Raw genomic sequence first — 11,995 nt, 5'->3', positions numbered from 1 at the left:
CCCCAACGGGGTGATTAGTCTTAGCGCGGGCGTTTTAACCCCGCGCCCGCGCCCGTAGGGACACCCCAGGGGTGTCCGCGCATGTTCACCCTATACGTCCGGTTGCCGCCTTTTCGCCACTCTGTTACGATTTGCCCCACTGTGACAGGCTGAAAAAGGGACTGCCCATCGTGACTGAGAGCCGTATTGCCCGTCTGGATCAAAAATTGAGCGCCCTCCGCCGCGCCCTTGAAACCCGCCAAGAGCGCATCCTTGAGGAAGCGCTCACCATTCAGGCGATCCCCGCCCCCACCTTTGACGAATCGCGCCGTGCTGCCTATATTCGCCAGCGCTTAGGGGGCATTGCCGGCTTGGATTCGATCCACGTTGATGATCTCCATAACGTCTATGCCCGCCTTGCCGGACGGGATCGGCAGGCGGCGGGCATTTTGGTTTCCGCCCACACCGATACCGTCTTTGATCTTGCGACGCCGCTGACCGCCCGCCGTGAGGGGAGACACATTTACGCGCCGGGACTTGGCGATAACAGCCTCGGCGTCGCCGCGCTGATTGCCACCGCCGACCTCTTGGCGGATCACCTCCTCCCCTGCGATGTGTGGTTTGTCGCCAACAGCCGCGAGGAAGGCTTGGGCGATCTGGGTGGGATTCGGGCTGTCACCGACTACCTGAAAGGGCGCATCGGGACGGCAATCGTCCTCGAAGGGATGGCACTAGGGCGGATTTACCACGCTGGAATCGCCGTCCGTCGCTTGAAAATTCATTGCAAGGGGCAAGGCGGACATAGCTGGCTGCATTTTGGACGGGAGAGCGCCATTCACGGGCTGCTGCGTCTTGGGGCGGGGATCGCCGCGCTGCGCGTCCCCGAACACCCGCGCACCACCTATAACATCGGCGTTATTGAAGGCGGCAGCACGGTGAACACCATTGCTGCCGATGCGTCTCTGCTGCTCGATTTACGTTCGGAAAGCACGGAGGCGCTCGCCCGGTTGGAAAAAGCCGTGCAGATGCTCATCGATCAGAACCGCACCCCAGACCTGACCTATGACGTGACCCTTGTGGGAGACCGCCCGGCGGGGGCGATTCCCCGTGCGCATCCCCTTCCACAGTTGGCGGGTGAGGTCTTGCAGCACCTCGGCATACGTCCCCTTTACGAGACGGGCAGCACCGATGCCAACATGCTCTTGCACAAAGGTATCCCCACTGTGACTTTGGGAATCACGCAGGGCGGAAACGCCCACCGTCTTGATGAATACATCGAGATCGAGGGGATGCTCAGCGGCATGTGGCAGCTTGTCTTGATTATTGCTGGCGCGGCAGAGTACCTCTAACGCCGCTGCGATTTCTTAGGCAGGGGGGACGGACGCGCTGCAGCGCGTCCCTACGGGGTGCGGGGACAATACGGTACAATTTCCCCCCGAAAAGATTTTCGCAGTGAAAGGTAGATTTTTGTGCCTGAGAGAGTCCTCTCCCCCTTTGCGCCGCTCACCCTTGCCGAGGTGGTGGCGATTGCCCGACATGGCGCTGGCTTGCGCCCCATTGCCCCCGCCGAGAACCCTCGCTTGGAGCAAAGCGCGGCGTGGGTTGCCGCCTCCTTAGAGATGAACCCGCCTATCGCCTATTACGCGATCAATACTGGTTTTGGCGATAACGCCGGACGCGCCGTGTTTCGGGACAAAATGGACGCCGAACGGCTCACCCGCAACCTCTTGGTTAGCCATGCCGTCGGCGTGGGCGACCCGCTCCCCTATGAGGTGATTCGGGCGGCGCTGGCGATCCGCATTGTGGGCTTGGCGCAGGGCTATTCGGGCATCCGGCGCGAGGTGATCAACACCCTGATTGAGATGCTGAACCGAGGGGTCTACCCGCTTGTTCCGGGGCAAGGATCGCTTGGGGCAAGCGGCGATCTCGCCCCCCTTGCCCACCTCGTCTTACCGCTGAGCGCCCCCCTTCCCGGCGAGGACGCCGACCAACCCGGCGCGTCGGGGGCGTGCTTTCTGAATGGCGAGATCGTCACAGGGGCAGAGGCGCTGCACGCCGTTGGCATTGCCCAAATTCGCTTGACGGCAAAAGAGGGCGTCGCTCTGATCAACGGGACGGCGATCACGGCAGCAATTGGCGCGTTGGCGCTCCATGATGCCCGCCGCCTGTTGGAGGCGGCACGAGGCGCAGCGGCAATGAGCGCCGAAGCGCTGCGCGGCTTTCGAGATGCCTTCCTCCCCCATCTGAATCGGCGGCGGGGACACACCCAAGCCGAGGAAGCGGCGGCGCTCTACGCCCGTTTTGAGGGCAGCACGCTGATGCGGGGCGACGCTGACCGTGACCTTGACCCCGCCGAAGGTCCGCCCCAAGACCCGTACTGTTTGCGCTGTATTCCATCCGTGTTTGGGGCGGTGCGCACGGCGCTTGATCACGTGCAGACGGTGCTGGAAAACGAACTGAGCGCCGTCACCGATAACCCGTTGATCTTCCCTGACGATGCCGACTCGCCCGACCACCTCCCACGCGGGGCAAAAGTGATCAGCGGCGGGAATTTTCACGGCGAACCGCTGGCGCTGGTCATGGATTACCTCGCCATTGCCACTGCCGAGATCGGGAGCATCGCCGAACGGCGGATGTTCACCCTGACCGACCCCCGTTTGAATCGCGGTCTGCCGCCCTTTTTGATCCATGATTCAGCCGGACGCGAAGGGCTGAACAGTGGGCTGATGATCGCCCAATACACCGCCGCCGCGCTCGTCAGCGAGAACAAAACATTGGCGCATCCCGCCAGTGTGGACAGCATCCCTAGCAGCGCCAACCGCGAAGATCATGTCAGCATGTGTACGATTGCCGCCCGCAAAGCGGCACAGATCGTTGGGAATGTTCAGAAGGTGATCGCGCTGGAATACCTCTGTGCGGCGCAAGCGCTCTCCCTTCGCTTGGCGATGACGCCTACGGCGCGGGCGGGCGCTGCCTCAGAGCGCCTGTTGGCTGCCATTCGCCGGCTAGAGATCGCCCCCGGACGGCGCTTGGCTGTCCTTCAGGAAGATGTCCCGCTCGCCCCCTACATTGCGGCGCTGGTGGCATGGGTGCGGGGCGAAAACTGAGCCTGTGGGACGCTATTCCGGGCTGCCGCTGCTTGTGCTGGCGGCTGTTTTGCAAGGGGCGGTTTTGCCCGAATTTCGGATCGGCGGGGCGGGCTTCGATCTTGTCCTGCTGATCGTCCTCTCGTGGACGATCCTCATGGGGGCGGAAGAAGGGGCGATATGGGCGGTGGTTGGCGGACTGCTCCATGACCTTGCCGGAGGGCGGCTGTTGGGGACAGGGGCGGTGGCGATGGTCGCTGCGTCGGGGGCGGTCAGCCTGATCTTCAACGAGGTCGGGCGCGGCAACCTGATCGTGCCGCCGCTTGCCGCTGCGGTGGGGACGGTGGTCTTTCAGACGGTGCTGATTGTCGTCCTGAATGTGTTTGGCTCGTCTGTCCCCGTTTTCTATGCCCTTGTCAATGTGACACTCATCTCTGTTTTGTACAATGTGCCGTTGATGATCGTCGTGTTCCGCGTGGTGGGCTGGTTAGCCCGTCCATCGGGGCGGGGGCGACGGATGACCTTTTAGCGGGGAGGAATAAAGCACCTACCGCCTCGCATAAATAACGATGAGGACTACCCTTCATGCCTATCACCCGCCGTTTTATGCTCATTGCTGCCGTCCTGTTCATCCTGATCACGTCCCCCACCGCCGCCCAACGATCCCCACGCACGCCCACACTGGTTGCCGCCGTTGGAGATGCCGACCAAACCTCCGCCGTCCTGTGGATTCACTCCCCAAACGTCGGGGCGCTGGCGGTGAGCCTCACGCCCACCGTCACCCTTCCCGCCGCCGCCATCAGCGATCCCCTTCTCCCCGTCAAACTTGACCTCAGCGGCTTGAGCGCAGGGACAGTCTACACCTACCAGATCACCGATGCGGGTGGGCTGACGCTGAACGGATCGTTTAGGACGCCCGCCCCACCGGACGTTCAGCGCGGACTTCGTTTTGGCATTACGGGCGATTGGCAGGCGGCATTCATGCCCTATATCGTCGTGCGGAACGCCCCCGCCCACGCCCTTGATTTCTTCGTCCTCTTGGGCGATACGGTCTACGCCGATGTCACCTCGCCAGATGTTCCCCTTCGGCAGGCGCAAACGCTCGCCCAATTTCGGGCAAAACACGCCGAAAATATGCTGACGGTGAACGACCTGAATCTCTGGCGTGACATTTACCAGACGACCCCCATCTACGCCACGCTGGACGATCACGAAATCACCGACGATTTTGCGGGCGGCGCACCGCCCGCCTCTGATAACCGCTTTGATCGGCGGGGGGCATATATCCACGACACGGCGCTGTTCCAGAACGGTTATCAGGCGTTCCTTGACTACATGCCCATCCGTGCTGAGGTCTGGGGCGCGACGGGCGACCCGCGCACAGCGGGCAAGCCGAATCTCTACCGCTACCGGACGTTTGGGAAGGACGCCGCCTTGTTCGTTTTGGACGCCCGCACCTTCCGCGACGCGAGCTTGGCATCGCCTAGCGCACGGGGCGCTACCGATCCGGCGGCGATACGGACATTCCTAAACAAAGCCTACGACCCAACACGGACGATGCTTGGCGCGGCGCAGTTGGCGCAATTGAAAGCTGATCTGCTGGCGGCACAGGCGGCGGGCATTCTCTGGAAAGTGATCGCCGTCCCGCAGCCGATTCAACAGTTTGGGGTGTTCAACGCCGGAGATCGCTTTGAGGGCTACGCGGCGGAACGCGCCGACCTCTTGGACTTCATGGTGAGGAATGGAATCACGAATGCCGTGTTCGTCGCCGCTGATTTTCACGGGACGTTTGTGAACAACCTAACCTACGCCCTCACCCCGGGCGATCCGCAGATTGAAACGGGCTACTTTGAAATCGTCACCGGCGCGGTTGCCGTCGATCCGCCGTTCGGAACGCTGGCAGTAACTGCTTTCCGCGCCCTCGGTGCGATCAGCCAAACGCAGTACAACCTGTATCAAGCCGCCCCCCGCGCCCTGAAGGATACCTTTGCCGAGGTCGGCTTGAACACCCTGCTCATGGCGTCGGGGTACGATCCGCTGGGGTTGGTGGGGTCGGGCATTGCCTATGAATGGATCACGGGGGGGAATGTCTTGGCACACACCTTCGGCTGGACTGCCTTCGAGATTGACGCCGAGGGTGTTCTGACGGTGACAACCTACGGGATTCCCGCCCCTACGCCAGCGGAGATACGCGCCGATCCGACGGCGTATCTCGCCTATCAGCCAGAGGTGTTGCAGCAGTTTCGGGTGACGCCGCGCTAGGGCGGGGCAAAAACGGGCGCGGGGTTAAAACGCCCGCGCTAAGAATAATCACCCCGTTGGGGCTTAAGACGGACGCGGGGGAACTGCCTTCAAGCCCCGTAGGGGTGGTCAGCCTCAGCCCGCTGCTTTAGCGGCGGGCGATCATGCGTGGACGCCGCACATGGTCGCCCCTACAGTTTATCGGCGTCCACGTATTTCAGGGTCTCGTCGTCGTCTTTCTTGTCGCCGCTCGGTTTGCTGCCTGTGGCGTTAAAGGGTGACCTGCCAAAGGGTTTGTTAAACCCGCCAGAGGGCTTGGGCGGCGGCGCTTCGTCAATGACATCCGCCTCAATCACGTCGGCGTCGATGTAATCCTCGTCCTCAATCAACTCCGCATCAATGACATCATCATCGGCGGGGGATGTTGGCTTGTTAAACGCGCCGCTGGCGGGTTTGGGGGCGGGGCGCACATCGCGGTTGGCAAAGGGTGTGCCAATCTTGGGCGGGTTGGCGGCGGGTGAGGGCGGCTTCAGCGGCGGCGGCGTTGGCGCGGTGGGGAGCGGTTTGCTCAGCGCCCCCGCTGCCCCCCCACTCCCACCAAAGGCGGGTGGCTTTGTCTCGCCGGTTGTTCTTGCCGCCGGAAACGCCCCGCCCGCTGTCCCACCGGATGCCCCCGTAGGGATGGCTTTTGTCTCGCCCGTCGGTTGTTTTGCCGCCGGCGCGAAGGGCGGTCTTAGCGGGCTGGCAGCTTTCGCTGGCTCGTCGGCAGGGGTAGAGGCGATCTTGGGCGGGGGCAAGGGGACGGATGCCGCCGGACGCGGTGGCGGCGGGGCGGCTCTTTCTGGCACGGCGGGCAGCCCCGTCCCTGTGGTGCGGGCGGGCAGGCTGGCAGCGGCGGCGGGCGGGGTGATCGCCGGACGTTCCGCCGGAGCAGGGAGCGTTGGCACGTCGATCTTCGGCGGCGCTTCCGGCGGGGCGACGGGTGGGGCAATGACAATCGGCACATCCTTGCCCGGGATGCTTGGCACGGGCAGGCGCAAATCCTCCACGCTGCGCAAGACGTTTCCAGCGCGGCTCGTCTTTACGGCGGCTTGGGCGGGCGTGTATTCCACCTTTCGATCCGTGATCATCTCGACAAGGCGCTCAAGGACGAACAATCCCGCCGCCACCAGCAGGTTCATCCCCACAATGACGGTCAGAATCGTCGCCAAACCATAGACCAACCGCGTGACGGGTCCATCCAAAATGAGGAAGATCGCGTTGTAAAGCCCCGCCACCATCAGCAAGCCGAGGAACAACACGCCCCCCACCCAGAAAAACCATGTCGCCCGCAGTTCGCTGCTGGTGGGAAGGCAGGTGTTGGCGATCCCAAAGAGGATGTAGGCAAAGAGCAGAAAATTTGGCGTCGTCAGCGTCCGCTGGATTGCTGTGCCAAACGCCGCCCCTTGGGAGGAGGTTGCCGCCGCCATGAGCGCGGGGACGTTCAGCCCGTGCATGGCAACAAGGTAGGTGATGATCAGCCCGCTGATGAAGGGGGCAAGGGCGATCAGCGCCGCAAAGACGGGGTTCAGAACCAGAAAGTGGACAAAGCGAATCTCAACAATGCCATCGCTGCCGACGGTGGGCGTCACTTGGATGAAGGCGGGCTTCAGGCGCAGCAGCCCCGCCACAAAATAACGGCTTCCCTCCCGCAGCAAGACGCCCGGCAGAAGGGCGATCAGGTAGATGATCACGGCGAGGTTGCGTTCGCGGCTGGCAAGCCAACTGACCCCAAAGAGGTGGCGCAGAATCCAATTGCGGATGGTGATCACACAGAAGGTGACCACCGCGAGGGTGATCCATGGGATGAGGAGGTTCAGCACTGCCGCCATAATGATCGCCCTTCGCCTGGGGCTGTCGTCTCGGCTAGAGACCCTTCGCTTGTCGCGCCGCCGCGACAAGGCTGAGGAAATCATCCACCTTTAACGAGGCGCCACCCACCAACGCCCCATCAATATCGGGTTGGGACATAAAGCCGACCATGTTTGCCGGCGTGACGCTTCCCCCGTATTGGATGCGCACTTGGGCGGCGGTCTGTGCGCTGTACAGTTCGGCAAGGACATCGCGCACCGCCCCCTTGATGATCGCGTTGGCTTCCTCTGGGCTAGGGACGCGCCCCGTGCCAATTGCCCAAATCGGCTCATAGGCAATGACCAGAGAGGCAGCCTCCGCCGCAGAAACGCCCGCTAGTGCCGCCCGCACCTGCGCCCCAACGGTGGCAAGGGTGCCGCCCGCCCGATTCACCGCGTCACTTTCGCCAACAGCGATGATCGGTGTCAAGCCGTGCGCGAGGAGCGCCTTTGCCTTCAGGTTGATCTGGGCGTCCGTCTCGCCCTGATAGGCGCGCACCTCGGAATGACCGATGATCACGTAGGCGACAAGCCCCTTCAGCATGGGCGGGGAGACCTGTCCGGTGAACGCCCCGCTGTCTTTCTCGTGGACGTTCTGCGCCCCCACGCGGACGCCGCTGCCGGCGAGGGCGGCGGCAACTCCGGCAAGCGCCACAAAGGGGGGGCAAACCACCGATTCCACCGCCCCATACTCGCGCAGACGGGGGGCGAGGGCTAAGGCGAAATTGACCGCCTCGGCGGGGGTCTTGTTCATCTTCCAATTGCCAGCAATGATCGGTTTCCGCACGAATCACATCCCTTCCAGTTGTCGCAGCACTTCATCACGCACCCAGGTGGGGGCAAGGCGTCCGTTCGCCTCTTCAAAGGCGGCTTTCGCTTTGTCTTTCTGCCCCAACGCCTTCAAGATTATACCGTGTACCAGATGGGTTTCAGCGGCAAGCCGACGTCCGCTGGCGGCATGGGTCATCGCCGCCAGACCGTCCGTTGTGTTGTTCGTTTTCAACAGCGCCATTGCCGAAAGCATCATCAGGTACGGATCACTGTCCGTCTTTTGGGCGAGATCGACCAAGACCTTTGCATAGCCGTTCGCCACCGTTGCCGACTTAGCAAAGGTGAACATGGCGAGAGAGGCGCTGTTACGGACGACTGCTTCGCGCAGGGGGGTATAGGCATAAAGCAGCCCGTTAAGGATGCCAATGGCGGCTTTTGAAAAACTTGTTGGGGTGCGGGCGTTGAACTGCTCGGTAAAGGTGAGCATATCGCGCAAAAGGAACAGTTCCTTCCCCGCCATCTCAACTGCCTTCAGCGCGTTCGCCTCAACCTCTGCTGTCGTCCCCGAAACGCTCTGCCGCAGCGCCAGCGCCATATAGCCATGGACGTTCCCCGGATTCTGAGCGATAAAGGCGGTGATCTCGGCAATGTCCGCCCCGTTGTAAAGCTGCTCCACAGGCGGGGGCTGACCGGGCTGACCGCCCCCCGATGGCGACGGCGGCGGTGAGGGCGGCGGCGCTGAGGGCGGCGGCGGTGTGGCAGCGGCAGGGCGCGGGGTACTCGTTGGGCGCGGCGTGTTCGTCGGGCGGGTGGGGCGTGGCGTCACCGTGTAGGTGGGCGTCCATGTCGGCGGGAGGGCGGCGATGCGCGTCGCCTCTTCGTCGGGCGTGGGGGTATGCCAAAAAAGGAAGGTCGGCGGCACATCAGTGGGCGTTAGCGCCCGCGCCGCTGCGGTCTGGTTCGCCGCGCCGGTAGCGGCTAAATTGGTAACCAATAAGGGGTTAACAGCGGGCGTTGTTGCCGCATTCGCCACGCTTAGGGGGTGCGGGCGGGTGGCAATGACGACAATCAACGCCACAACAACGGCGAAGGCAACCAGCACGCCCCCCCACAAGAGCGCCATCCCTCCGCGCTGGCGGGGAGTGGGTTTCACATAGCCCGTTGGGGCATTCAGCGCTGTCGATTTTCCCTCGGCGGCGGGGACGGCGCTGCTGCGGGCTGCCTTGCTCTCCGCGCCAATCGGGTTGGGGATGGGCGAGGGCGTGCGTTCGGCGGCGCTTTTTGCCACTGAGGGCGCGGTGATCTTGAAATCATTCATGCCAGAAGCACTAGGGCGCGGCGGGCGAACGTCTTTCGTCGCAAAATCTCGAAGCCCGCTTTCTCGCACCGCTGTGGTGAAGGCTTGGGCAAAGGCAACCGCTGTTGGGTAGCGGTCTGCGGGGTCTTTCGCCAAGACTTTCAACAAGACGCGCTCCACCGCCGCCGGAATGGTGGGGTTCATCTGGCGGGGCATGGGCAGCGGGGCGTAAATGTGGTTGTGGATGATGGCGTAGGGTGTATCCGCCGTGAAGGGGACGCGCCCGCAGACCATCTCATAGACGACGACGCCGAGGGAATAAATGTCCGTTGCCGGCGCAAGCGCCCCGCCCGATGCCTGTTCGGGAGAGAGGTACTGCGGCGTCCCCAGAAGCATGTCTTTGCTCAGGGTCGATTCGCCCATGCTGGCGATCCGCGCCAAGCCGAAATCGGCAATGTACGGCTCACCCGTGCGGGTTTCGATCAGGATGTTTGAGGGTTTGATGTCGCGGTGAAGGATGTCGCGCTCGTGGGCATAGGTCAGGGCGGCGCTGACGGCGTTGATCAGGCGCAGCGTTTCCGCTAGGGAAAGCGCCTCGCCGCCTATACGGGCTTTGAGCGTCTCGCCCTCGATAAACTTCATGACGAGGTACGGCTCGCCCTCGTACTGGCTGTAATCATAGACGGGGACGATGTTCGGATGTTCCAGTTTGGCAACGATCTGCGCCTCCCGCCGGAAGCGTTCCTCAAAGGCGGAATCTGCCTTCAGCGCCGCGTGGAGGACTTTGATAGCGACATAGCGATCCAAATTCGCATGGTATGCGCTGTAGACGGTTGCCATGCCGCCAAGCCCTAGCTGCTGTGTGATGCGATACGGACCAACGGTCTCGCCAATGGAGAAGCCCATATGCCCTGCCACTTTCCTTGCTCCCGTTCAGGGGATCGTTCGCTACCCTATGGGAAGATACCTTACAGATGTAAACAGAGTGTGAACGTGAGGCAAAACGGGTCCCCCCCCTAACGCCCTCTCCGTAGACGAGGAAAAGGGCAAGCCGGCAGAGAGTCTTTAGCGATTAGGGGATGATCGTTTTATCTCAACTCAGTATCGCTTTCGTTCAGTATAGCACTCACCCCCTCTGCCACAAGGAGGCAAAGGGGGCAGCGGCGTACCGATGAGCATAACCACTGCGCAGAGGGAGGATGCGGCGGCGCTTTAAACGATCTTGTTCCGCAGAATTCCCAACCGTTCGATCTCCAATTCGATCACGTCGCCCGCCTGTAACCACCCGCCGGCGTTCTCTGCGCCCAACTCCAAAATACAGCCGCCGCCCACCGTCCCCGACCCAATGACATCGCCCGGATAGAGCATGGCATCCTCGCTGGCACGGGCGATCATCTCAGCAAAGCTGAAGGTGATCGTGTTCCAATTTCCGCCTGTGATCTCGATCCCGTTGCGGCGGGCGATCATTGTCAGGTCGTAGCCCTTCCCCGAACGGCGATCCGCCAGGTCATCGGGCGTCACAAGGTATGCGCCAATGGAGGTGGCAAAGTCTTTGCCCTTTGCCGGACCCAAGCCCACCTTGACTTCTTCGCGTTGAATATCCCGCGCCGACCAATCGTTCAGGATGGTGTAGCCAGCAATATAGTGATCTGCTTCGTCTGCGGGGATGTTCATTCCGGGCGTGCCGATGATCGCCGCCACCTCCAATTCAAAATCGAGCGCTTCTGTCCGCGCTGGCGCGTGGATGGGGTCGTCATGGTAGAAAAAGGCGCGGGGGTTGGAGAAATAAAAGACGGGAAACTGATACCATTCGGGGATCATCGGCAGCCCCCGACGGGCGCGGGCGGTTTTGACGTGCGCTTCAAAGGCGTAAAAATCGCGGAAGGTGAACCGCGGAAATTGAGCGTGCCAAAGGGCAAAATCATAGCGCATGAGCCAAAACCTTCTTTAGTGTGTAAGCTTCATAACGAATGGCGCGGGGGCGCTTCGCACAGGTTTGGAGAAGCCCCCCAGTGGCGAGATCAATAGGTTACGCCTGCCTCGCGGGGGGCGTTCGTCAGCGCCGCGCCAATGACGCGCACCTTTAACCCCTCCAGCATCTCGCGGGCGCGGCGGGCATGGTCGCGGCGGGTGACTCCGGCGCGAATGACAAGCAGCACGGCATCGACCTTTGTAGCCAAAAGCGCCGTATCCGTCACGGCGAGGACAGGCGGGGCGTCAAAGACGACCAGATTTGCCCGCCCCTTCAGCGCCGCAATGACCTCATCTATCCGTTTCGAGCCGAACAAATCCGCCGGATTGGGCGGGATTATTCCACTGGTGAGCAGGGCAAGATTCTCCACGCCGACGGGCTTTAGGGGTGGCTCACGAAGCGCCTCGCCGTCTAGGATCATTGTTGTCATGCCCTTCTCGTTGCCCTGTTTCCAAAGTGTATGCTGTGCCGGACGGCGCAAATCGGCATCGGCAAGGATGGTCGACTGCCCGCCTTGCGCCAGGGTGACGGCAAGGTTGGCAATGGCGAGGCTTTTCCCATCTTCTCCTGCACAGGCAGTCACCAGCAGGGTGTGAATGGGCGCATCGACGCCAGCAAATTGAATACTGGTGCGCAAGGCGCGATAGGCTTCGGCAGCCGGCGAACGCGGATCGCGCAGGGTGATTAGGTCAGACAACGGAAATAGCCCTCGTCTCGTCGTTTTTTGCCATTGTACCGTACAGACTATCATTTTGTCTTA

At 62.2% G+C, this 11,995-nt stretch carries 9 protein-coding genes; 4 read left to right on the top strand and 5 right to left on the bottom strand.

What is annotated here, in order from left to right; translation table 11 throughout:
- The first annotated feature begins 170 nt into the window (after window positions 1–170).
- The 4 genes from HS103_06985 to HS103_06970 all read left to right on the top strand — a co-directional run bounded on the left by HS103_06985 (window position 171) and on the right by HS103_06970 (window position 5,327).
- The gene (locus tag HS103_06985; GenBank protein ID MBE7512542.1) at window positions 171–1,328 is read left to right on the top strand and encodes a M20/M25/M40 family metallo-hydrolase; all 1,158 of its coding nucleotides are present in this window, start codon (window positions 171–173) and stop codon (window positions 1,326–1,328) included.
- A 120-nt stretch (window positions 1,329–1,448) separates the two neighbouring features.
- A complete protein-coding gene (locus HS103_06980) occupies window positions 1,449–3,086 on the top strand; it encodes a histidine ammonia-lyase (GenBank protein MBE7512541.1) in 1,638 nt (545 codons plus the stop codon).
- Between the two features lie 4 nt (window positions 3,087–3,090).
- The gene (mreD, locus tag HS103_06975) at window positions 3,091–3,594 is read left to right on the top strand and encodes a rod shape-determining protein MreD (GenBank protein ID MBE7512540.1); all 504 of its coding nucleotides are present in this window, start codon (window positions 3,091–3,093) and stop codon (window positions 3,592–3,594) included.
- Between the two features lie 56 nt (window positions 3,595–3,650).
- Window positions 3,651–5,327: an alkaline phosphatase D family protein gene (locus tag HS103_06970; GenBank protein ID MBE7512539.1), complete on the top strand. Its 1,677-nt coding sequence runs from the start codon at window positions 3,651–3,653 to the stop codon at window positions 5,325–5,327.
- Between the two features lie 170 nt (window positions 5,328–5,497).
- Here HS103_06970 and HS103_06965 read toward each other — a convergent pair whose 3' ends face one another.
- The 5 genes from HS103_06965 to HS103_06945 form a co-directional block, all read right to left on the bottom strand.
- The gene (locus tag HS103_06965; GenBank protein MBE7512538.1) at window positions 5,498–7,177 is read right to left on the bottom strand and encodes a hypothetical protein; all 1,680 of its coding nucleotides are present in this window, start codon (window positions 7,175–7,177) and stop codon (window positions 5,498–5,500) included.
- A 34-nt stretch (window positions 7,178–7,211) separates the two neighbouring features.
- Window positions 7,212–7,982 carry a triose-phosphate isomerase gene (locus tag HS103_06960; protein MBE7512537.1) on the bottom strand — a complete coding sequence of 257 codons (771 nt, stop codon included), beginning with the start codon at window positions 7,980–7,982 and terminating at the stop codon, window positions 7,212–7,214.
- A gap of 3 nt (window positions 7,983–7,985) precedes the next feature.
- Window positions 7,986–10,169 carry a serine/threonine protein kinase gene (locus HS103_06955; GenBank protein ID MBE7512536.1) on the bottom strand — a complete coding sequence of 728 codons (2,184 nt, stop codon included), beginning with the start codon at window positions 10,167–10,169 and terminating at the stop codon, window positions 7,986–7,988.
- Window positions 10,170–10,475: 306 nt separating this feature from the next.
- On the bottom strand, window positions 10,476–11,195 hold the full coding sequence (locus HS103_06950) for a fumarylacetoacetate hydrolase family protein (protein MBE7512535.1): 720 nt from the start codon (window positions 11,193–11,195) through the stop codon (window positions 10,476–10,478).
- 89 nt (window positions 11,196–11,284) lie between these two features.
- Window positions 11,285–11,986 (bottom strand): CpsD/CapB family tyrosine-protein kinase, encoded by a 702-nt coding sequence (locus HS103_06945; protein ID MBE7512534.1) that lies wholly within the window; start codon window positions 11,984–11,986, stop codon window positions 11,285–11,287.
- Window positions 11,987–11,995 lie beyond the last annotated feature (9 nt).

The sequence above is a fragment of the Anaerolineales bacterium genome (genome assembly GCA_015075625.1).
Lineage (GTDB): Bacteria > Chloroflexota > Anaerolineae > Aggregatilineales > UBA2796 > UBA2796.
The sequence above is the reverse complement of the archived record's forward strand: the minus strand, read 5'-3'. Positions and strand labels throughout refer to the sequence as shown.